The organism is Pseudomonas sp. GNP013 (assembly GCF_054343995.1).
This window is the reverse complement of record NZ_JBTGUT010000001.1, coordinates 2,916,191-2,939,269: the sequence shown is the minus strand read 5'-3', so window position 1 is coordinate 2,939,269 and position 23,079 is coordinate 2,916,191. Positions and strand designations below refer to the sequence as shown.

General features: G+C 60.9%; 18 protein-coding genes. 12 read left to right on the top strand and 6 right to left on the bottom strand.

The window, feature by feature from the left end; translation table 11 throughout:
* The first annotated feature begins 1 nt into the window (after position 1).
* The 8 genes from ACXX81_RS12635 (at position 2) to ACXX81_RS12600 (ending at position 7,115) form a co-directional block, all read left to right on the top strand.
* Positions 2–250, top strand: a complete 249-nt coding sequence (locus ACXX81_RS12635; RefSeq protein ID WP_003235658.1) for a hypothetical protein — start codon at positions 2–4, stop codon at positions 248–250.
* 235 nt (positions 251–485) lie between these two features.
* Positions 486–1,376: an amidohydrolase family protein gene (locus tag ACXX81_RS12630; protein ID WP_458571788.1), complete on the top strand. Its 891-nt coding sequence runs from the start codon at positions 486–488 to the stop codon at positions 1,374–1,376.
* 33 nt (positions 1,377–1,409) lie between these two features.
* Entirely contained in the window at positions 1,410–2,378 is a 969-nt protein-coding gene (locus ACXX81_RS12625) for an alpha/beta fold hydrolase (protein ID WP_458571787.1), read from the top strand.
* 343 nt (positions 2,379–2,721) lie between these two features.
* Complete coding sequence (locus ACXX81_RS12620) at positions 2,722–3,651, top strand: GlxA family transcriptional regulator (RefSeq protein WP_231421783.1); 930 nt, start codon at positions 2,722–2,724, stop codon at positions 3,649–3,651.
* 208 nt (positions 3,652–3,859) lie between these two features.
* Positions 3,860–4,549, top strand: coding sequence for an ABC transporter permease (locus tag ACXX81_RS12615; protein WP_322213310.1), 690 nt, complete (start codon positions 3,860–3,862; stop codon positions 4,547–4,549).
* The gene (locus ACXX81_RS12610) at positions 4,546–5,517 is read left to right on the top strand and encodes an ABC transporter ATP-binding protein (protein WP_458571786.1); all 972 of its coding nucleotides are present in this window, start codon (positions 4,546–4,548) and stop codon (positions 5,515–5,517) included. Before ACXX81_RS12615 ends, ACXX81_RS12610 begins: the two co-directional genes overlap by 4 nt.
* A gap of 2 nt (positions 5,518–5,519) precedes the next feature.
* Positions 5,520–6,188, top strand: a complete 669-nt coding sequence (locus ACXX81_RS12605) for an ABC transporter permease (protein WP_458571785.1) — start codon at positions 5,520–5,522, stop codon at positions 6,186–6,188.
* A 36-nt stretch (positions 6,189–6,224) separates the two neighbouring features.
* Complete coding sequence (locus tag ACXX81_RS12600) at positions 6,225–7,115, top strand: glycine betaine ABC transporter substrate-binding protein (protein WP_209981117.1); 891 nt, start codon at positions 6,225–6,227, stop codon at positions 7,113–7,115.
* Positions 7,116–7,229: 114 nt separating this feature from the next.
* Here the strand turns inward: ACXX81_RS12600 and ACXX81_RS12595 are convergent, their stop codons facing one another.
* Positions 7,230–7,457: a hypothetical protein gene (locus ACXX81_RS12595; protein WP_458572589.1), complete on the bottom strand. Its 228-nt coding sequence runs from the start codon at positions 7,455–7,457 to the stop codon at positions 7,230–7,232.
* A gap of 198 nt (positions 7,458–7,655) precedes the next feature.
* Here ACXX81_RS12595 and ACXX81_RS12590 point away from each other — a divergent pair, with 198 nt between their 5' ends.
* The 3 genes from ACXX81_RS12590 to ACXX81_RS12580 all read left to right on the top strand — a co-directional run bounded on the left by ACXX81_RS12590 (position 7,656) and on the right by ACXX81_RS12580 (position 15,360).
* On the top strand, positions 7,656–7,805 hold the full coding sequence (locus ACXX81_RS12590) for a hypothetical protein (protein ID WP_458571784.1): 150 nt from the start codon (positions 7,656–7,658) through the stop codon (positions 7,803–7,805).
* Between the two features lie 295 nt (positions 7,806–8,100).
* On the top strand, positions 8,101–9,822 hold the full coding sequence (locus tag ACXX81_RS12585) for a ShlB/FhaC/HecB family hemolysin secretion/activation protein (protein WP_458571783.1): 1,722 nt from the start codon (positions 8,101–8,103) through the stop codon (positions 9,820–9,822).
* Between the two features lie 45 nt (positions 9,823–9,867).
* Positions 9,868–15,360 (top strand): YDG domain-containing protein, encoded by a 5,493-nt coding sequence (locus ACXX81_RS12580; protein ID WP_458571782.1) that lies wholly within the window; start codon positions 9,868–9,870, stop codon positions 15,358–15,360.
* Positions 15,361–15,439: 79 nt separating this feature from the next.
* Here ACXX81_RS12580 and ACXX81_RS12575 read toward each other — a convergent pair whose 3' ends face one another.
* A complete protein-coding gene (locus ACXX81_RS12575) occupies positions 15,440–16,354 on the bottom strand; it encodes a LysR substrate-binding domain-containing protein (RefSeq protein ID WP_458571781.1) in 915 nt (304 codons plus the stop codon).
* Positions 16,355–16,502: 148 nt separating this feature from the next.
* Here ACXX81_RS12575 and ydiJ point away from each other — a divergent pair, with 148 nt between their 5' ends.
* Complete coding sequence (ydiJ, locus tag ACXX81_RS12570) at positions 16,503–19,532, top strand: D-2-hydroxyglutarate dehydrogenase YdiJ (RefSeq protein WP_458572588.1); 3,030 nt, start codon at positions 16,503–16,505, stop codon at positions 19,530–19,532.
* On the opposite strand, the gene ACXX81_RS12565 is transcribed toward ydiJ, so the two are convergent.
* The 4 genes from ACXX81_RS12565 to ACXX81_RS12550 all read right to left on the bottom strand — a co-directional run bounded on the left by ACXX81_RS12565 (position 19,522) and on the right by ACXX81_RS12550 (position 22,859).
* Positions 19,522–20,391: an oxaloacetate decarboxylase gene (locus ACXX81_RS12565; RefSeq protein WP_458571780.1), complete on the bottom strand. Its 870-nt coding sequence runs from the start codon at positions 20,389–20,391 to the stop codon at positions 19,522–19,524. The two genes, ydiJ and ACXX81_RS12565, sit on opposite strands and share 11 nt — an antisense overlap.
* A 128-nt stretch (positions 20,392–20,519) precedes the next feature.
* A complete protein-coding gene (locus ACXX81_RS12560) occupies positions 20,520–20,831 on the bottom strand; it encodes a hypothetical protein (protein ID WP_209981133.1) in 312 nt (103 codons plus the stop codon).
* A gap of 241 nt (positions 20,832–21,072) precedes the next feature.
* Positions 21,073–22,134, bottom strand: a complete 1,062-nt coding sequence (locus ACXX81_RS12555) for an ATP-binding protein (protein ID WP_458571779.1) — start codon at positions 22,132–22,134, stop codon at positions 21,073–21,075.
* Positions 22,131–22,859 (bottom strand): response regulator, encoded by a 729-nt coding sequence (locus ACXX81_RS12550; RefSeq protein ID WP_458571778.1) that lies wholly within the window; start codon positions 22,857–22,859, stop codon positions 22,131–22,133. Before ACXX81_RS12550 ends, ACXX81_RS12555 begins: the two co-directional genes overlap by 4 nt.
* Positions 22,860–23,079: the final 220 nt, after the last annotated feature.

Below are 23,079 nucleotides of genomic sequence, written 5' to 3'. Positions count from 1 at the left end.
AGTGGATCTGGTTGACTGGGTGCAATGGCCCGCCATGGCCGTGACCGTGCTTTCGGCCTGGTTCATCGGTTCGCAACGTCCGCGCCGACGCATGCTCGCGTTCTGGGGCTTCATCCTCAGCAACACGTTGTGGGTGGCCTGGGGCTGGCATACCAATGCCTACGGCTTGATCGTGCTCGAATGCGTTCTGCTGGGCATGAACGCGCGGGGCTTCACAAAGAACCTGCGCGCGCAGCGCAATGCCGGATGATCTTGATCAGCGATTTTGCACTTGTCTTCATTTCGTATCGACGCAAAACCCGCAAATCAATATCACACGGAAGATAGGGCTGACGGGTTCTTTGAGTCCTACGCCGACAAAGTGGGCGGGTGACGCGGGTAGGCTGCCTTGCATGGCGAGAATCTGATAAGCCCCGTCGAATTGCCGGGAGCGGCCAGGCACCTCCCACGATTATTGTTCCTGCACCTTTGCAGGAACGATCATCATGCAGCCGCCGCTCCCAAGCATCGTCAGTCGATTCGATAATCACGTTCACTTCTACTCGTCAGCCGATCTTCAGCGCGTGTCAGGCTCGTTGCCCTACAGCTTGCCGGCACCGCATCCGCTGACGGCGTACCTGGACCGGCTGATCGATGCCGGCACGCTCCCCGCCGTCATCAACAATGTTCACCTGAGCATCCTGCCGGACTCGCACAATGTGTTCGCCTCATTCGATGAGCTGAAGGCGCTTAAGGCTGCCGACCCCCTGCGGTATGGCGGTGTAAGGCTGGTCGGCACGATCAAGGCGCACCCGGTCTACGCAACCCACGCGCGCCTCGCTCATCCGCAGGTTATTGGCGCGCGTATCGTGCTGCACGATGCGCCGCCTGAAAGCATTCATGGGACGCGCTTTTGCACCGCGCACTGGTTGGCGTTCTACGCTCGGTTGCTGCCGCACCAGCACGTGCATATTTATGCAAAGGAAGCCGCGACCACTCTGTGCGTGTTACGTCAGGTGCCGCAAGCCGTGCGGGTCATCATCGATCACCTGGGCAGTTGCCACGGCGAACGTGGCGCGATGGAGCCTGCCTATCTTGCGCTGCTCACTGAAGCGCGACGGCGCGGTACGGTGTGGTTCAAGGGGCCGGGTTATCGAACCTCGACCAACCCGCAGACGGCTGCCCAATTCGTCACGCAGATTGTGCGCACCGTCGGTGCCGACAAGCTGCTGCTGCAAGCCAGCGATGCGCCGCACGTGGGAGTCGACGAAAACGGTGTGCCCTATGCCCACGGTCTTGACGTGGCCAGTGCCTTTGAGTTTGTCGACGCCGTTGCGCGGCACGTAGGTGAGGCGACCCGCCTGCCGGTCAGTCAGCTGCTGCGAGGCACTTGCTGAGCCACTCCTTTTCACCGTCCGGGATACCCAGTAATGAACAGCATCCGTAGCAAGGAAATGACCTTCGCCGTCCACTATGGCGATGCAACGTTAAACCTCAAGGGCTGGGTGTTCGAGCCCGATTCGGCTTCGTCCACCTCATTGCCACCGGTGGTCTTCAACTCGGGCTTCACCGGCGGCGTCAGCATGTACGGCCAGTTGTTCGGGCGTGCGCTGGCAGCGCGGGGTTACCGCGTGATGACCTATGACGTGGCGGGCTTCTTTTCCAATAAATACGTACGCAACACGCTCAAGGCCGAGGGCATGGAAATCACCCGGGTGATACTCGAAGACCAGCGGGACGAAGTCCTCGGCGCCGTTGCCTGGGTACGTGAGACCTTCGGTGAAATGCCGGTGGTGGCGTCCTGGGCGCTGGGCGCGGTGGCAAGCCTTGGCGCCGTGGCTGAACTCGCGGCAGCCGGGGACGAGCAGATCCGCTTCTGGGTGCCGATGAACTACACCGGCACCCGTCAACTGCAAGCCTTGCGCACCGACAGTCAAGCGGCCGATGCGGCGATCCAGCAATTGCCGGATGACGCACCGATTCCGCCGTTCGATATCGGTACCGAATCAACCCGCCTGGGCTTTTATCCGCTGGACCCCGAAACCCAGGCCTACGTGGACCAGCAGTTGGGCAGCTATACCGAGGCGGGCGGTGCTGATCGTTGGCCGGGTTGCAGCCACGTGACGGCAAAGTCCTACAAAGCCTGTGTCGCCTATGACCCGGAGCGCGGTATCGAAGGCGCAGCAGGCTTTGCGCCTGCATTGATTATCCACGGCGCCGACAATACCCTGCACAGGCCGTCCGAATCCGAGCGGCTGTATCGACACTATCCCGGTGATGCCGGCGCGGGCGTGCTGCTAATCGCGCAGATGCAGCACGGCCAGCAGAATCAGGTGGACAATCCGCTGTTCCAGAGCATGATCCACAGCATCGATGAGGCGATTCGTGCGCGCGGCTGAATAGGCCGTCAATCCTCAGGGTCTGCAAATGTGGTGAGCGGGCTTGCCCTAATGCCGTTCAGTTAAGGAAATTTTGTGGGCTTATTGTGGCGAGCGGGCTTGCCCCGCGTTGGGGTGCGAAGCGCCCCCAATCGAGCAAAACGCGGTGTACCTGATACGGCTCAGCGCCTGGCTTTGGGGCTGCTGCGCAACCCAACGCAGGACAAGCCTGCTCGCCGCAGGGAATCTGCGCTTAACTGAGCGGCATTAGGGCTTGCCACGGGTCTGGTTTAAACACGTTTCCCCAGGTGGGCGCCCACACGAGAATTCGGCGATGACGACTCCCAGGCACATTGGTTTGCTCATGCTTCCCCAGTTCTCGATGATGGCGCTTGCTGGCGCCAGCGAGCCGCTGCGGGCGGCGAATCGGCTTCGCGGCACACGGTTGTATGAGTGGACGCTGCTGAGTGAAACCGGTGGGCCGGTGTGCTCCAGCAGTGGCCTGGAACTGCAGACGGTGGCGATCGAACACGCCCCCGCGCTGGACCGCGTGTTCGTGCTGGCCAGCCTGGATATCGAGACACAGAAACCGCCGAAGATGCTGCGCTATCTGCAACGCGCGGCGGCCCGGGGCATAACGGTAGGCGCCTTGAGCACGGGCACTTTCATTCTTGCCCGCGCCGGTTTGCTCGATGGAAAACGCTGCACCCTGCACTGGGAATGCATCGGCCAGTTTGCCGAGGAATTTCCCCTCATCGAAGTGACCCGCGACCTCTACGTCAACCATGACAACCGCTGGACCTGCGCCGGTGGCACGGCGGCCATCGACCTGATGCTGGCGCAGATAGCGCTGGATTTCGGCAACCCGCTGGCTGCAGGCGTCGCCGAACAATTTTTGCATGCCCGAATCAGGGCGCCCGAAGAACACCAGCGCATGTCGATCCAGTGGCGTTTCGGGGTTCACGACCGGCGGCTCACGGCGGCGATTGCCGCGATGGAAAACAACCTGGAGCACCTGGTTGGCATCGAGGTGATCGCCGAGCGCTGCAACCTGTCCCATCGTCAGTTGGAGCGCCTGTGGCAACAGCACTTCGGCAAGACCCCGAAAAAATTCTACCTGGAACTGCGGCTTAACGAAGCGCGCCGCCTGCTGCGTGAGAGCGCCCAGCCTATCGCCCATATCGCCCACCGTTGCGGCTTCGTTTCAGCCTCGCACCTGGGCGATGTCTACCGGCGCACATGGGGCTGCACGCCCGGCGAGGAGCGGCGGAAATTTGATGAAACCCATTCCTGATGTCAGGGCATGACCCGGCAGCGCTAATCTTTTGCCACCTCGTCATACGGGCGCTGGCGCACTCGGAAACGTCGATTTTTTGATATAGCTCGTCGGGGATACAGCGCAGATACCGTGCGCTGACGGGGTAAGGTTCGTGGCAGGTTCAGCGCGCCTTTCGGCGCTGTGCCAATCACAACAACAATGACCTGAAGAAGGCCCTGCAACCATGGAAACCTTGCGCTTCATTCTGGACAATCACGGCCTGATCAGCTTTCTGCTGGGGCAGCACCTGTTCATCGTCGCGCTTGCCGTCGGTCTGGCGATCCTCACCGGTGTGCCCGTCGGCATCGCGATCTCCCAGCACGCCGGCTTGCGTCGCTGGGTGCTGGCCTTCGCCGCCGTGCTGATGACCATTCCTTCGGCCGCGTTGTTCGGGCTGATGATTCCCGTGCTGTCCCTGGTGGGCTACGGAATCGGTGTCGTACCGGCGGTCATTGCGCTGTTTCTGTATTCGCAGCTGCCGATCATCCGTAATACCAGCACCGCGATTTCCAACATCGACCCGGCCTTGCGCGAAGCGGCCATCGGCATGGGCATGTCCCCCTGGCAGCGCCTGCGCAAGGTCGAACTGCCGCTGGCGGTGCCGCTGATCATGGCGGGCGTCAGGATGGCAACGGTGATCAATATCGGCATCGCCGCCATTGCCGCCTACATCGGCGCCGGCGGCCTGGGCAGTCTGATCATTCGCGGTATCACGCAAACCGATACGCGACAATTGCTGGCCGGTGCCCTGGTCATCAGCGTGATCGCCATCGCGGCCGACTATGCGCTGTACGCCCTGCAGCGGCTGCTGACACCCCGCGGCCTGAACACCAGCACGCTGATAGCCGGTCGACTGAAAGAGGCTACGACATGATCCAGATCGAACACTTGAACAAAACCTTTGGCGCCATCACCGCGGTAGAAGACGTCTCGTTGAGCGTCGCCGAGGGGCAGATCTGCATCCTGCTAGGCCCGTCGGGCTGCGGCAAAACCACCACCCTGAAGATGATCAACCGGCTGATTGCGCCTACTTCCGGCACCATCAGGATTGCCGGGCGCGATACCGCCGAACTGGACAGCGTCACCCTCAAACGCTCCATCGGCTATGTGATTCAACAGGTCGGTCTGTTCCCCAACATGACCGTCGAGGACAACATCTGCGTGGTGCCCGATCTGCTCGGGTGGGACAAGAGCAAAAGCCGCAGGCGCGCCGCTGAGCTGCTGGAAGTAGTGGCACTGGACCCGGCGACGTTTCTCAAGCGCTACCCCTGTGAACTTTCGGGCGGCCAGCAGCAGCGGGTTGGTGTGGCCCGTGCCCTGGCGGCCGACCCGCCGGTGATGTTGATGGACGAGCCGTTCGGCGCCATCGACCCGATCAATCGCGAAGTGATCCAGGACGAGTTCATGCGCATCCAGCGCCAGGTCGGCAAGACCGTGCTGTTTGTCAGCCACGATATCGACGAGGCCATGAAGATGGCCGATTGTGTCGCGTTATTCCATGACGGCAGGATCGAACAGTTCGGCACCCCGGACGATCTACTGGCCCGGCCTGGCAGCGAGTTCGTCGCCAGCTTCATGGGCGGTGACCGCATCATGAAGCGCCTGCGCCTGATGCGCTCGGTGGATGTGGCCAGCCAGGTGCCGCCTCGGCAGGGCGGTTCTTCCTCCGCGCAACTGGTGGTCAAGCCTGGGGATGACCTGCGTCAGGTGTTTTCGCAATTGCTGGGGTGCGGTCAGGACTGGGCGCTGTGCAATGACAGTGACGGACGTTTTGTCGGCTACGTGCACCAGGCCGATATCCTGGCGCGGCTGGCGGACCACACGACGCATGGGGTGCACTGACGATGCCTGAGTTCATCAGCCGATTGAGCGCCGGGCTTGAGCTCTATTGGGGCGATATCAGCTACCTGAGCGTTCAGCACCTGCAAATCGTCGCCATCAGCGCGGCACTGGCCTTGCTGCTGGCGCTGCCCCTTGGCGTATGGATGAGCCGCACGGCGAGCCAGCGCCATGCCATGGCGTGCATGCAGCTTCTCAATGTGGGGCAGGCCATTCCCAAGCTCGCCCTGCTGGCGCTGGCCATGAGCTTTGTCGGCGTGGGCAGTAGCGCGGCCATCTTCGCCTTGTGGGTGGCAACCTTGCTGCCCGTGGCGGTAAACACCTGCGAAGGTTTGCGCGCGGTGCCCCGGCACGTGATCGAAGCGGCCGAGGCCATGGGCATGACGCCGACGCAAGTGCTGTGGAAAGTCGAGATACCGAATGCGATGAACGTGATCTTCGCCGGTATCCGTACGGCCCTGGCCATCAACGTCGGCACGGCGCCGCTGGCCTTCCTGGTCGGCGGGGGCGGGCTGGGCGAATTGATCTTTACCGGTATCGACCTGAACGATTTCGACATGATGCTGGCCGGTGCCGTGTCCACCGCATTGCTGGCCATCGTGATCGACCTTGCGTGCGGCCTGATCCAGAACCTCAGCGTTTCCCGTGGATTGCGTTTGGCCGGACGCGTTTGAAATCTGTCGACACACAACACTGAAACGAGGTGCAGGATGATGTATCGAGCGTTGGTCAGTCTGATGTTTACGTTGTGTCTGGTGGGCGGTGCCTCCGCCAACAGCACCCTCGTCGTCGGCGGCAAGAAATTTACCGAGCAGCAACTGGTGGCCGAACTTACCACTCAGTTGCTGCGCGCCAATGGCTATCGGGTGGATAAACGCCCGGACCTGGGCTCCTCGATCCTGCGCGCGGCGCAGGAAAACGGCCAGGTCGACGTGTACTGGGAATACACCGGCACTGCGTTGATCGTTCACAATAAGGTCAATGAAAAGCTGGATGCCGAAGCAGCCTACAACAAGGTCAGCGCCCTGGACGCGCAGAAGGGCATCACCTGGTTGAATCCATCCGGCGCCAACAACACCTACGCACTGGCCATGCGCAAGGAGCAGGCGGACAAGGACGGCATTGCCTCGATCAGCGACCTGGCCAGGAATATCGGCGACGGCAAGCTCTACACATTTGCCTCCAATGCCGAATTTTTTTCGCGCTCTGACGGGCTGCGACCGCTGCAACAAACCTATGGGTTCGAGTTCGGGCGTAAAAACGTGATCCGAATGGACGGCGGCCTGACTTACCAGGCCCTGCGTGACAGCCAGACGAACGTGGCGCTGGTGATGTCGACTGATGGACGCATGTCCGCGTTCGGGTTTGTTGCGCTGAAGGACGACAAGGGATTTTTTCCCAGTTACGCACTCACCCCCGTCATCCGCACCGAGGTTCTGAAGGCCAACCCGAAGGTCGGGCAGTTGCTCAACGCACTGTCTTCCACGCTGGATGACGCCACCATTGCCGCGCTTAATGCGCGTATCGAAGTGGGCCGTGAATCCATCGAAAATGTATCCCGGGAATTCCTCCAGCAACGCCAACTGTTCCAGATGAACTGACTAAACGCTGTCTGGAAGCGACCCCCGGCTTTTTTGGCGAGCAGGCTTTTTGTGCAAGCCCGCGCGGGCTTCACAAAGAACCTGCGCGCGCAGCGCAATGCCGGATGATCTTGATCAGCGATTTTGCACGTTCTTTCTGAAGCCGCGCAGGTTCATCAGGCACAGGCATATCTGCAGCACGATCAGCGCGTACGCATGGGCATGCACGCCCCAGATGACCCACAGAATATTGCTCAAGATAAAACAGAAAAATCCTGCCATCCGCCTTGCCGGGCGCTGCGACCCGATCAGCCATGCCGCCATTACGGTGACGGCCATGGCAGGCCATTGCACCCAATCCATATCGCTCAAGCCAGCGTCCTCGTTCTTTATTCCATATAAAACACAGAGGGCCGCCTGGGTGAATGATTCAGATTTTTTGCCGACGGTGCCTTGACCGCCTGTCAGCCAGGCAGACTATTTGTTGAACAGTCACAGGTGTGTCAGGGCCAGATAAAACAAGGGCTGACGGCCCGTGTTTGAATTCGCCTGGAGATGATCATGAAAAGACTCTCGATGTGCCTGAGCCTGTGCAGCGTGTTCCTGCTGCACGGGTGCTTTGACAATGCCGACAACACCACCAAAGGCAATGCCGATGGAAGCAAGTCGTCGGTGCAGATGCAGGAAGGGAAGGTGGAGGGGGGGAAGTGAGTGGTAGTTGAGCCATGGCGGGCCGCCAGAAGTGCATGATGGGCGGCAGTCTGTTGCGGGTGACTTTATTGAGTTATCGGTTTTTGATACCGCAATGACAGTGGAAGAGTTGCTCAGGTTTCAGGCCGAACACTCTCTTCTTATTAGTAAAAGTTTGATTGATCATGTCAGCCAGCCAATTGCCAGGAGCCAAAACGACCGCTAATGAAAAATTCATAAAAGCTGCCTGGATAAAATATGAAAATAATCTAGATTAAATGCTCGTGTGTTACGTGTTTTCAACCGGACATTAACAATGCGAACGACGTGCTCATGTGGTGAACGTCCAATAACACGTCTGGTCATAGGCGCCGCTTTTTTCTGTGCTTCAGCGGCTCAAGCCCAGGTTGCGCCGGACGCGGGCCAGCTTCAGCGCCAGATAGACCAGAACCTGCAGAGGCCGGTCGTTGCACCGTCGCCAGCCGCACCGGCGCCCATTTCAGGCGCTGATCACCGCGGGCCCAAGGTTGTTATTCGGCGTGTCGATATTGTCGGCGCCAAACTGATACCGGTTAACGAGCTTGCATCTCAACTCGACCCTTACCTTAATCGTCCTTTGACGTTGGGTGAAGTGCAGACTGCCGCACAACAACTGGTAGGTTACTACCGCGAGCGCGGATGGTTTGTAAGAGTGCAATTGCCTACGCAGGATGTCAGCGACGGTACGCTGCGCATCAACATCGTTGAAGGGCGTTTTGGACGTCTGCAAGTTGCACCCGGTACAGGTCGTGTCCGCAGAGATTTCGTATCCACTCTAGCCGGCCGAGATCTCAATGCTGATGAACCGTACTCTCTATCACAACTTGAGCGCGGGCTATTGCTGGCCAACGATCTACCTGGAGTTCGGGCTGAAGGTACGCTGCGCCCAGGTCAGGCGCCGGGCACCAGTGATCTGGCGTTGCAGATCAGCGACACGCCTTTATTCGCGGGGCTTGTCGGCGCCAACAACTTTGGCAACCGTTTCACCGGGCGAGGGCAGGGCTTCGGCACCGTCAGGCTCGACAATCCCAGCGGCTTCGGTGATCAATTGCAGATCAGTGGGATTCTTAGTGAGCGACTCGATTATGAGAGCGTTTCCTACAGCGCGCCTGTGGGTTATGACGGCCTGCGCGCCAGCGTCGGCTATGGTCAATTGCATTACCAACTGGGTAAAGAGTTTGCCGATTTGGACGCACGCGGCCAGAGTCGCACCCTGTATGCGGGCCTGAGCTATCCATTGTTGCGCAGCACAGAACGCAATATCACGGTGGGGCTGGACGTCAGCCATGCGCGTCTGGAAGACGAGGCCTTTGATGTCACCCTGCGCCGGCGAGATATTCAACTGGCGACGCTCGAACTGCGCGGCGACGCCAGGGATGGTTGGGGCGGTGGCGGTGTCACCGCCGCAAGACTCTCACTGGAGGGCGGGCGCGCCGCGCTGCGGATTGCCGCGGACCGTGATCAGGACGCCCAAAGCGCGGGCGTTGAAGGCGGCTTCGCTGCGCTTGGGGTCGAACTTCGCCGCGATCAGGTACTGGCTCCGGCGCTCTATCTGAGAGGGCGCTTCGCCAGTCAGCTCGCTTTCAATAACCTTGCCTCGTCGCAACAGTTCAGCCTGGGTGGCCCCTACGGCGTGAGGGGGTATCCGGTCAACGAGGGCAGTGGCGACAGTGGTGCCCTGATGCAACTGGAACTGCATAGCCTGCTACCCATGCTGGGTATTGCGAACCTGGATGGTTATGCCTTCTTTGATGCGGGTGTCACACGCCAACATCAGACTCCCTGGCGAGGCTGGGATACTGCAGGTAGCGGCCGTAACACCTATCCCCTTTATGCCAGCGGCGTCGGTCTTGCCTGGACCCATGCGCGTGGTTTCGCCATCAATGGGATATTCGCGGTGCCGCTGGGCAACAATCCCGGTGGTACCCGCAGCGATCAAGACCAGGATGGTGGCTCGACCGGACCGCGTGTCTGGCTCACCGCCAGTCAAAGCTTCTAAGTTCATTGACTTACAACTGCTCAGACTTTTGCGCGGGACATAACCATGAAACGACAAGCCCCCCTTGCAACTCCCTGGCCTGCGGCGTCACGTGCACTGAACTGCGAACCTACGGCGTGGTTGAGGTGGACTTTCAGGGTTAACGTCCCCTATCGAAAACCAGCGTTTCATTCAGTGCACCTGGCGATGGTGGTAAGCCTGTTGATGGTGTCCACACCTGGCGTGGCGCTTGAGTCCGGTGCACTACCAACGGGCGGGAAGGTCGTCGGCGGCCAGGCATTACTTCATCAGCAGGGCAATCAGCTGGTTGTCGAGCAGCATTCCGATCGTGCCATCCTTGACTGGCAATCCTTCGACATAGGTCAAAACGCAAGCGTGCGCTTCAACCAGCCAGGCACGAATGCGACAGCCCTTAATCGCGTCACGGGCGGCGGTGGTCAATCGCTGATTCAGGGCAGCCTTTCCGCTAATGGCAGGGTGTATCTGGTCAACGGCGCAGGCGTACTCTTCGGCCCCAGCGCCCAAGTGAACACGGGAGGTCTGGTCGCCTCGACGCTGGATATTGCCAACGAGGACTTCCTGGCCGGGCGGGACCGATTCGTGCTCACAGACCAGAGCAAGGGCGAGGTTATCAATCAAGGTCACATCAGCGCCAGGAATGGCACCGTAGCACTGCTGGGGCGAACCGTCGGCAACACCGGCAGTATATCGGCCGATAACGGCAACGTCGTGCTCGCGGGCGGTCAGGAAGTCAGCTTCGCGGCGGGTGCCGACGGCCATCTGCAGATTGCCGTCAGTGCGTCTGAGTTGCAGTCCAGCATCCGTAACGGCGGTGCAATCTACGCTGATGGTGGGCAGATCGTACTCAATGCTCAGGGCGCCAACGCTCTCGCCTCGGCAGTGGTGAGCAATACTGGCACGCTGCAGGCTCACACGGTGGCGGAACACGAGGGCAAGATTCTGCTATTGGCCGATCTGGAGCACGGTGGGCGTGCCGAGGTGGCCGGCACTCTGGATGCCAGCGCCATCAACGGTGGCAACGGCGGTTTCGTCGAAACGAGTGGTGCACAGGTACAGATAGCACCGGCGACTCGAGTCACTACTCAGGCGCCCAAGGGACAGACCGGCAAGTGGCTTGTCGACCCCACCGATTTCACCGTATCGGCGGGTGGCCAAGCTCAAACCACCAGCGGCATTGGTGCAGACACTCTCGTCTCCAATCTGGCCAGCACCAATATTCTTCTGCAAACTGACGCTCAAGGCAGCGAGCCTGGAGATCTGAATATCCAGGCGCCAATCAGCTGGAATGCCGCGACTACCCTGAGCCTGCTTACGTTGCGCGACCTGAATATCAATGCGCCCATCAGCGCCGTCAATGGCGGCCTGACACTGAATATAGCGCGCAACGTTAACGTCAACGCCGCGATTGATGTGGGAACCTTTAACTTCCTGGGGGGAACCTGGACTCAAAACAGTGCAAACCTACCTACATTTCAGGCCCATGACTTTCGCTTGAATGGCGGCTCCTTCCTGCGCGCGAACGGGGGGGATGGAAGTTCAAGCAACCCTTACCTGCTCACCGACGTTTATGGTGTGCAGGGGATGCAAGGGTTCCTGAACAGCCACTTCAAACTGGCCAATGATATCCAGGCTGTAGGTACCCAGAACTGGAACTGTGATTCCTCTTGCAGTGGATTTGTGCCTATCGGCAACTTCGATCGACCTTTCACAGGCTCTTTGGACGGTGGCGGTCACCTGATCGATAAGCTTCAGGTCTCGGTCCATGCCTCCTCGCAAAGCACCAACGCTGAGGCCGGGCTGTTTGGCACTTTAGGAAGCGGGGCTCATGTTACTCACTTGGGCCTTACTGACGGTTTTTTCTCGGCTTCCGGCGGCAATGATAATTTTGCTGGTAGCCTCGCCGCGCGCAATTTGGGGAGTATCGACAGCAGTTATTCCACGGGTTCCGTTACAACTGGCGACGCCAACGCGGATCAAAATATCGCTGGAGGATTGGTAGGCAATAACACCTCCACAACGGTGAACGGTACCGCGCAAGGGGGCACTATCCGCGGCAGCTACTCCACGGCGTCAGTCATCGCGTCCGAGGGCAAAACGTCTGCATTCGCGGGAGGTTTAGTCGGTACCAATGTCCAGGGAACCCTCTATCAAAGTTACGCCGTGGGATCTGCGTCCGCCAGTGACGGTATCGATTCGAACTATGCCGGCGGGTTGGTCGCAAGCAATATCGGTACAGTGCAGCAAAGTTACGCCTTGGGCAGCGCAACAGCCTTACGGGGTAATCGGACCTTCGTTGGCGGTTTGCTCGGGCAGCACAGTGGCAATTCCATCACCGACTCCTTCTACGCGACCACCGATAGCTCAGGTGCGGGCATTAATAATGCGAGCAATTACAACAGCTTTGGCATCGGTAAGAGCCGGAGCGAGCTGACCACGCTCAGCACTTTCCAGAACTGGGACATCGATGCTATGGGCGGGACCGGGAGGGCTTGGCGCCTATACGAGGGGCAGACGACGCCGTTGCTGCGCAGCTTTCTCAAACCAGTGAATGCAACGGTGAACGATAATGGCCGGGTCTACGACGGGAGCACTGCAACGGTAAGTGGAAATGGCTTTACGCTATCAGCTAGCAGTGCCCAGGTCCTGGGCACGCCGATCTATGCTAGCACCTCTGCCCGTAATGCCGGAGCCTACGCCCTGAGCATGAGTGGCCTCTACTCCGATCAGCTCGGCTACGACATCAGTTACGTCCAGGGGACATACACCATCTCCCAACGCGCGATTGGCGGTGCATTCACCGCTGACAATAAGGTCTACGACGGCACGACTAGCGCCACTGTGCATGGCGGTCTCGACAGCAATACTGTCGTGGCGGGTGATGACTTGAGCGTTACCACCAACGGCCTTTTTGCCGATAAGAACGTCGGTCAAGGCAAAGCCGTCAGCGTCTTCGGCAGTCTGACCGGAGCCGATGCGGGCAACTATCAATTTATCGCTCCGAGTAATGGCAGCGTTGTCGCCGCCATCACCCCAAGGACGATTGGCGGTGCATTCACCGCCGACAACAAGGTCTACGACGGCACCACCACTGCCACAGTGCATGGCGGTCTCGACAGCAACACAGTCGTGGCGGGTGATGACTTGAGCGTCACCACCAACGGCCTTTTTGCCGACAAGAACGTCGGTCAAGGTAAAGCCGTCAGCGTCTTCGGCAGTCTGACCGGAGCCGATGCGGGCAACTATCAATTTACTGCCCCGAGTAATGTTGTCGCGGCCATCACCCCAAGGACGATTGGCGGTGCCTTCACCGCCGACAATAAGGTCTACGACGGCACGACTAGCGCCACTGTGCATGGCGGTCTCGACAGCAACACAGTCGTGGCGGGTGATGACTTGAGCGTCACCACCAACGGCCTTTTTGCCGATAAGAACGTCGGCCAAGGCAAAGCCGTCAGCGTCTTCGGCAGCCTGACCGGAGCCGATGCGGGCAACTATCAATTTACTGCCCCGAGTAATGTTGTCGCGGCCATCACGCCAAGGACGATTGGCGGTGCATTCACCGCCGACAACAAGGTCTACGACGGCACGACTAGCGCCACTGTACATGGCGGTCTCGACAGCAACACAGTCGTGGCGGGTGATGACCTGAGTGTCACCACCAGCGGTCTTTTTGCCGACAAAAACGTCGGTCAAGGCAAAGCCGTCAGCGTCTTCGGCAGCCTGACCGGAGCCGATGCAGGCAACTATCAATTTACTGCCCCGAGTAATGTTGTCGCGGCCATCACGCCAAGGACGATTGGCGGTGCATTCACCGCCGACAACAAGGTCTACGACGGCACCACCACTGCCACAGTGCATGGCGGTCTCGACAGCAACACAGTCGTGGCGGGTGATGACTTGAGCGTCACCACCAACGGTCTTTTTGCCGACAAGAACGTCGGCCAAGGCAAAGCGGTCAGCGTCTTCGGCAGCCTGACCGGAGCCGATGCGGGCAACTATCAATTTATCGCTCCGAGTAACGGCAGCGTTGTCGCGGCTATCACCCCAAGGACGATTGGCGGTGCCTTCACCGCCGACAACAAGGTCTACGACGGCACGACTAGCGCCACTGTGCATGGCGGTCTCGACAGCAATACTGTCGTGGCGGGTGATGACTTGAGCGTTACCACCAACGGCCTTTTTGCCGACAAGAACGTCGGTCAAGGCAAAGTGGTCAGCGTCCTCGGCAGCCTGACCGGAGCCGATGCAGGCAACTATCAATTTATCGCTCCGAGTAATGGCAGCGTTGTCGCCGCCATCACCCCAAGGACGATTGGCGGTGCCTTCACCGCCGACAACAAGGTCTACGACGGCACGACTAGCGCCACTGTGCATGGCGGTCTCGACAGCAATACTGTCGTGGCGGGTGATGACCTGAGTGTCACCACCAGCGGCCTTTTTGCCGATAAAAACGTCGGTCAAGGCAAAGCGGTCAGCGTCCTCGGCAGTCTGACCGGAGCCGATGCAGGCAACTATCAATTTACTGCCCCGAGTAATGTTGTCGCGGCCATCACCCCAAGGACGATTGGCGGTGCATTCACCGCTGACAACAAGGTCTACGACGGCACCACCACCGCCACTGTGCATGGCGGTCTCGACAGCAACACAGTCGTGGCGGGTGATGACTTGAACGTCACCACCAGCGGTCTTTTTGCCGACAAGAACGTCGGCCAAGGCAAAGCGGTCAGCGTCTTCGGCAGCCTGACCGGAGCCGATGCGGGCAACTATCAATTTATCGCTCCGAGTAACGGCAGCGTTGTCGCCGCCATCACCCCAAGGACGATTGGCGGTGCATTCACCGCTGACAATAAGGTCTACGACGGCACGACTAGCGCCACTGTGCATGGCGGTCTCGACAGCAATACTGTCGTGGCGGGTGATGACTTGAACGTCACCACCAGCGGTCTTTTTGCCGACAAGAACGTCGGCCAAGGCAAAGCGGTCAGCGTCTTCGGCAGCCTGACCGGAGCCGATGCGGGCAACTATCAATTTATCGCTCCGAGTAATGGCAGCATCGTCGCTTCAATACTTCCGGCTACCTTGAAGATAACGGCGAACGACCAGGTTGTGCCTTGGAGCGGTCGCCCCTATTCGGGAGGTAACGGCGTCCGTTATGCCGGATTCGTGGCAGGCGAAGATGCAAACGAACTCGCTGGTCTGCCCCTGCGCTATGCAGGCTCCGCCCAAAACGCTGTTGCAGCGGGAACTTATTCTATTGCGCCGCTGGGGCCACTAACGTTCGGCAACTATATTATTGGTTACGAGAATGGGAGCTTGCGGATCACATCAGTTCCCGTTTTACCGAACTTGATACCTCCTCCAGCAGGCGAAATTGAGCGTGGTTTGAGTCACTCCCAGAGGGTCGAGTATTTGGGGGTCGAGGCGGTGCCACTGCGGGGGGATGACGACTTAAGGAGTGGTCGTTACAGACTGCCACTTAACTTCACTCCTGGTGGTTTCATCCACGCGGGCAATTAACCCCGAGCTGCGCAGTTCATAGCGCGTTTCGACATTATCGGCGGGAGCCGCTAACGACACATGGAGTTGCAGGGCTGGCTTAAAAATGCCTGAAGGGCTGCGGCCTCACCCACAGTTGCTCCAACAGCCAGGTGCGAAACGCAATCAACGAAGGCAGCCTTTCATTGCGCGGCGGATAAACCAGGTAATAACTGCGCTGACTGGCGAAGGGCTGCCCCAGGCTGATCAATTCGCCCTTGGCCAGTTCGTCGCTCACCAGGATACGCGGCACCAGGCCGATGCCGATGCCTGCGCGCACGGCCTGGATCAGGTGCGATGTCAGCTCAAAGCTCGGCCCCAGGCGCATCAGGCGATGGGGCAGGCCGTGGTGGCTGAACCACTCGCCCCAGACGCTGGCATTGTTTGCCACATTCAACAGCATCTGCTGCGCCAGGTGCTGCGCTTGCCAGTCTTTATGGGCCAGGGCGGCTTCGGGCGACATGATCACCAGCAGTTCTTCCATGTGCAGCCGATGGCTGATCAGCCCTGGCAGATCGGCACTGCCCACGACGATGGCGGCATCGATGCCGCTGGTTTCGAAGTCGATGGCGTCGATCCGCGAATGGATGTGCACCAGCATGCCGGGGTGGCTTTTGTAAAAATCATGCAGGCGCGGCAACAGCCACTTTGAGCCAAAGGTCGGCAAGGTGGCCAGGCGCAGGGTGCCGCTGCCCGATTGGTAGGCCAGGGCCTGCAACGTGGCGCTGCGGATCAGGCCGAGCGCATGGCTCATCTCGCGCTGATACAGCCTGCCCACGTCGGTCAACTGGACGTGCCGGCCTTCGCGGCGAAACAGCGTCAGGCCCAGTTGCTGCTCCAGTGCCTGAACCTGTCGGCTCACGGCGCTCTGGGTCAGGGACAGCTCCACGGCCGCGCGGGTGTAGCTTTCGTGCCGCGCAGCGGCTTCAAAGGCCAGCAGCAGCGACATCGAAGGGGTGAGGTGACGGTAATTCATTCGTAAAAGTCATCGATAGCGGCAGGATTATGCGTTTGTAGTGCGTCGTAACCTGCAGGATCATGGGCCAAACCAACGACCTGAGGCTGACCTATTAATGCCCAGGCGACAAGTATTTCGACTTTCCGTGACCAGAGACCTGCCCGCGATGATCGCCCCGTTGCCTACCGCTGCACCTGCGCCGCATTACCCGGAGTTTCTGCAGGCCTTGCAGGCCAGCGGCTTTCGCGGCCAGCTCAGTGCCGACTACGCCACCCGCACCGTGTTGGCCACCGATAACTCGATCTATCAGCGCCTGCCCCAAGCGGCCGTATTTCCCCTGGACGCCGACGATATTGCGCGCATCGCCACCCTGATGGCCGAACCGCGCTTTCGCCAGATCAAACTGACCCCGCGCGGCGGTGGCACTGGCACCAACGGCCAGTCGCTGACCGATGGCATCGTGGTCGACCTGTCGCGCCACATGAACGCGATTCTTGAGATCAACGTGGCCGAGCGCTGGGTGCGGGTGCAGGCAGGCGTGGTCAAGGACCAGCTCAATGCCGCGCTCAAGCCCCACGGGCTGTTCTTCGCCCCGGAGCTGTCGACCTCCAACCGCGCCACCGTGGGCGGCATGATCAACACCGACGCCAGCGGCCAGGGCAGTTGTACCTACGGCAAGACCCGCGACCATGTCCTTGAACTGCACAGCGTGTTGCTCGGCGGCGAGCACCTGCATAGCCGGCCGCTGTCCGACAGCGAGCTTGACGCGGCGTGCGCGCAGGGCGGGCGTATCGGTGAGGTGTACCGTACCGCGCGGCAGATCCACGACACCCAGGCCGAACTGATCGCCTCGGTGTTCCCCACGCTCAATCGCTGCCTCACCGGTTACGACCTGGCGCACCTGCGTGACGAGCAGGGGCGTTTCAACCTCAACAGTGTGCTGTGCGGCGCCGAAGGCTCGCTCGGCTACGTGGTCGAGGCCCGGCTCAATGTGCTGCCGATTCCGCGCTATTCGGTGTTGGTCAATGTGCGCTACGCCAGCTTCATGGACGCGCTGCGCGACGCCAACGCCTTGCTTGCGCACGCGCCGCTGTCCATCGAGACCGTGGATTCCAGGGTGCTGCAGCTGGCAATGAAGGACATTGTCTGGCACAGCGTCGCCGAGTATTTCCCCACCGAGGCCGTGCGCCCGACGCTGGGCATCAACCTGGTGGAATTCAGCGGCGACGATGTGGCGCAGGTCAACGCACGGGTGGCGGCCTTTGTCGCGCACTTGCAGAGCGACGCCACCCTCGAGCGGCTGGGCCACACCCTGGCCGAAGGCGCCGAAGCGGTGACCCGCGTCTACGCCATGCGCAAACGCTCGGTGGGGCTGCTGGGTAGCGTCGACGGTGAAATTCGCCCGCAGCCCTTTGTCGAAGACACTGCCGTGCCGCCGGAGCGTCTGGCCGATTACATCACCGAGTTTCGCGCCTTGCTCGACAGCTATGGCCTGGCCTATGGCATGTTCGGCCATGTCGACGCCGGCGTGCTGCACGTACGCCCGGCGCTGGACATGAAAGACCCGGCCCAGGCCGCCCTGGTCAAACCGATCTCCGACGCCGTGGCCGCCCTGACCCAGCGTTACGGCGGGCTGCTGTGGGGCGAGCACGGCAAGGGTTTGCGCTCCGAATACGTGCCTGCATTCTTCGGCGAACTGTACCCGGCGTTGCAAGCGCTCAAGGGCGCCTTTGACCCGCACAACCAGCTCAACCCTGGCAAGATCTGCACGCCGCCAGATGCCGCCCAGGGGTTGCTCAAGGTTGACGAAGTGACGCTGCGCGGCGACCTCGATCGGCACATCGACGAACGCGTGTGGCAGAGCTTCGGCACCGCCATGCATTGCAACGGCAACGGCGCCTGCTACAACTACGACCCCGACGACGCCATGTGCCCCTCGTGGAAGGCCACCCGCGAACGCCAGCATTCGCCCAAGGGCAGGGCGTCGCTGATCCGCGAGTGGTTGCGTCTGCAGGGCGCAGCCAATATCGACGTACTGGCCGTGGCCCGTGGCCGGCTGGCCTGGTTGGGCGGGTTACCGGCGAGGCTGCGCAACAACCTGGCGCGCTCGCGCGGTAAGGCGGACTTTTCCCATGAGGTGTATGACGCCATGGCGGGCTGCCTGGCGTGTAAATCCTGCGCGGGCCAGTGCCCGATCAAGGTCAATGTGCCGGAGTTTCGCTCGCGGTTCCTGGAGCTGTATCACGGTCGCTATCAACGTCCGTTGCGCGACTACCTGATCGGCTCGCTGGAGTTCAGCATTCCCTACCTGGCTTACGCGCCGGGTCTGTACAACGCGGTCATGGGCGCCGGTTGGATGAGTCGCCTGCTGGCGCGCCATGTCGGCATGCTCGACAGCCCGCTGATCCACCGCCACGACCTGCAGGCCACGCTTAACGCGTGCAAGGTCAAGGTTGCCAGCGTGCCGACCCTGCGCGAGCTGACGCCCGCGCAACGCGAGCGCAGCGTGGTGCTGGTGCAGGATGCATTCACCCGTTACTTCGAAACACCGTTGCTGGCGCACTTTATCCAACTGGCTCATCAGTTGGGCTATCGGGTGTTTCTGGCGCCCTATAGCGCCAATGGCAAACCCTTGCATGTGCAGGGCTTCCTCGGCGCCTTCGCGAAAGCGGCGATTCGCAATGCCACGCAACTCAAGGCGCTGGCCGACTGCGGCGTGCCGCTGGTGGGGCTGGATCCGGCGATGACGCTGGTGTATCGCCAGGAGTACCGCAAGGTGCCGGGGATTGGCGAATGCCCGACGGTGCTGCTGCCTCAGGAATGGCTGGTCGACGCGCTGCCGGAGCGCACGACCCACCGCTCGCAGACCTTCCGGCTGCTGGCGCACTGCACCGAAAAGACCAACGCCCCGGCAAGTACCGCGCAGTGGCAAGCCGTGTTTGCCCGATTGGGGCTCACGCTGGTCAGCGAGGCGAGTGGCTGCTGCGGGATGTCCGGCACTTACGGCCATGAGGCCCGCAATCAGCACACGTCGAAGACCATTTTCGAGCAGTCATGGGCGGGCAAGCTGGACCCGCCCGGTGAGGCGCTGGCCACCGGGTATTCCTGCCGCAGTCAGGTCAAGCGTCAAGCCGGCAAGCACCTGCGCCACCCGTTGCAAGTGGTGCTGGAGCATGCCGTCAGCCTTACTCTTTGACGTCCATGAACTCTTCGGCCCACGCCATGTAGCTGGCCGGCAACGTGTAGGTGTGCGTGAGTTCGGTGGCGCTGAGGTTGGAGGTGCGGTGGGTCAGTTGGCGCTGCGCGCGCAGGCTGTCGTAGGTGGCCTTGATGGCCGCAAAGTAGGCGCCATGGCCGGCCACCACCACGCGCACACCGAGGCTGGCCAGGCGTGCTGCGTCGTTGAGCTTGGGGTTGGCGTAGGTCACCAGCATCAGCGGCACGCTGAGGTTCTCGGCGATCTGCTCCAGGTGCTCGAAGTCCTTGACGCCGACCATGCAGATGCCGTCGGCACCGGCCTTTTCGTAGGCCCTGGTGCGCTTGATCACGTCCTCGGTGGGCAGCACGCCGGCATTGGTGCGCGCGATGATCGACAGCGCGGGATCGACCCGAGCCTCGAGGGCTGCCTTGACCTTGCCGATGCCTTCGTCGATGGAAATCAGATCGGTGGATTTGCGCCCGAATTGCGCGGGCAGCAGGGTGTCTTCGATGGTCAGTGCGGCCACGCCGGCGCGTTCGAGCTCTTCGACGGTGCGCATCACGTTCAGGGCATTGCCGTAACCGTGATCGGCATCGGCGATAAAGGGCAGTTGGGCGACGCGACCGATGCGCGTGGCCTGTTCGACGAACTCGCTGAGGGTAATCAGCGCGAAATCGGGCGCCGCCAGCACCTGCAACGAGGCGACCGAGCCGCCCAGGATGCCGACCTCGAAACCCAGGTCGGCCGCAATGCGTGCGGACATCGGGTCGAACACAGAAGCTGTTTCGACGCAGTGGGGGGCGGCAAGCAACTCACGAAAATTGCAGCGAAGCGCTGAGTGGGAAATTTTTGGCATGATCTTTCCTGGTTCTGGCCATCGTCTAATGCACGATCAATGCCTGTTTATAAACCAGCGAGCCTACCACGCAGATGAAATCAGCGTTATGACGTTTAAGAATGGGCCATGCGCCAGGCACATAACCCTCAAGGGCAGGCATAGCGATGCCTGGCGGTCCTGAGCAGGTCGCGCAGTTTATCGGCCTGCAACGCCAGCGTCATTTGCCGCTCGTCAATCACGATTTCGGCGACGATCAACGCAAGGATCAACGGCGCGGTCACCATCCAGTGCGCATAGAACTCGGTGATCAAGGAGAAGAACACCCCCAGAATCCACAGTCCCAGGACCCATTTTGGTGCGCGCTGCTGCAAGGGCACCCACAGCCGCTGCCACTTTTTCAACCGGGTGGTGTGCAGTCTCAGTGAGTCTTCAAGCTTGGACAGATACGTGTTCGACATAAGAGTAGGCCACTGCGTACAGGATGAAGGTTGTTAAACGGTTCGGGCTCTGCCGGGCAACGGTCTGCCCAGCCAGCTCAGGTTGATCTCATGGACGGCGACCCAGTCCCCGTTGGCAGGCTGGGCCGTACAGCGTTTGAATGCGATACACACGCCTTGGTTATCCAGTAAAGCGAAGTCCCGGTAGTCGGGGGTGGAGCTGAACAGCCAGGCAAAGACGCGCATCGCGGTATCCGGTTGATCAAATGGGCCAGCTGAATTCGAACAGAGTGCCGCCGTTTTCCATGCGTCGGCAGCTCACCGCACCGCCGTGGGCGAGGGCAATCGCGCGCACCACCGCCAGGCCCAGGCCGCTGCCGCCCTGGGCCCGGGAGCGCGAGTTTTCGCCGCGCTGGAAAGCTTCGAACAGGTGCACGGCAAATTCGGCGTCGATGCCGGGGCCATCATCGCGCACCCGCAGATAATGGATCGCGTCGCGCGTGCTCAGGTGGATGTTGACGTTACCCGGCGTGGCGTGGCGGCGGATATTGTCCAGCAGGGCGAGCAAGGCCTGGCGGATCCGCCCGGGATCGCAGCGCATCAAACGGCGTTGCAGGTCCAGGTGCAGCACAAACCCGGCGGCCGTGAGGCTCGGTTCGAACAGCCGCACATCGTCCTCGATCCCGGCAGCGAGGTCGGCGTTCTGCAGGTGCAGTTCCAGGTAGCCGCTGTCGGCCAGCCCGACCACCCGCAGGTCTTCGATCAGCCGCGTCAGCCCTTCGACCTGACCCAGCAGGCTGTAGAACTGCGCGTTGTCCGGTTCGAACACGCCTTCGGCCAGGCCTTGCAGGCGTCCGCGCAGGATGGTCAGGGGCGTACGCAGTTCGTGGGCAATCGCCGCGTTCCAGAACGCCTGCTCCTGGGCCATGCGTTTAAGGCGCTGAGCCATGCTGTTGAAGTCATCCACCAGAATCGCCGCCTCGCCGATGGGGTGTTCACCCGCCACGGCTTGCGCTTCCAGGTCACCGTCGGCCAGTTTGCGCAGGTTCTCGGCGACCGAGTTCAAGGGCATCAGAATCCGGCGCGACAACTTCAACGCCACCACCGCGCCCACGGCCAGGCCCACCAGGGTGATCAGCCCCATCCAGGCCCACTCGATATTGGACGGCATCCACGTGTCCACGTCTTCTTCGGACAGCGGCCAATAGGCCCACAACAGCGAATAGAACACGTAGGAGCCGACCACGGCGAGGGTGATGACGCACAGCACCACGGCTGACATCGACACAATGATCTGGCGGCTCAAGCCGTTAAGGATTTTCACGTCACACTCCCAAACCGGTAACCCACGCCCCGGATACTTTCGGGCACGCCTTGCAGGCCGAGGTCTTCGATCTTGCGGCGCAACTTGCTGATGTGGCTGTCCACCGTGCGTTCCAGGCTGTCGCTTTCCGGCGAGCACAGCGCCAGCAGCTCGGCGCGGCTAAACACGCGCTTGGGTGCTTTGGCCAGTTGCGCGAGCAACTTGAATTCGGTGGCGGTGAGCAGCAGCGTTAATGCCTCACCCGCTCTGCGCACCGTGACTTCGTGGCTTTCGATATCGATCTCGAACGCATCCACGCGCAGCACGCTGCTGGCCGACACGTATTGATAGTCGGTGGTGCGGCGCAGCACGGCCTGGGTGCGCGCCACCACTTCGGCCGGATTGAACGGTTTGACGATGTAGTCGTCGGCGCCGATGCGCAGGCCCATCAGCTTGTCCAGGTCCTGGTCCTGCGCGGTCAGCATGATCACCGGCGTATTGCCGCGATGGCGTACTTCGGCGAGCACCTTCCAGCCGTCCACATGGGGCATGAGCACATCGAGCAGCAGCAGGTCCGGCTTGAGCGTCTGATGCAGCTCCAGCGCGCGCCGGCCGTCCAGCGCATGGGCGGTGCGAAACCCGGCGCGCTTGAGGTAGGCGATGAGGATGTCGGCGATTTCGGGTTCGTCTTCGGCGATCAGTACCAGCGCCTGGGTTTCCCGGAGGCTGTTGGGCAGGTCATTCATGTTGGGCTCGGTGTTGTGGTTGCCGTGGGGCTGGGGGGATTGTGCGTAATTACCATGCGCTTTTGTGGGAGGGTTTGTGGAGAAATGATGGAGAGGGGGATATTGCCAAAAATGTTACGGGTTTGGGGGCTTTTGATGGGGGGATAGCCGTTGCTGCGGGGGATGGCTGCTATGGGTTGCGCCCTTACGGCGGCCCACGGATTCAAGCCGGCGTTCGGCC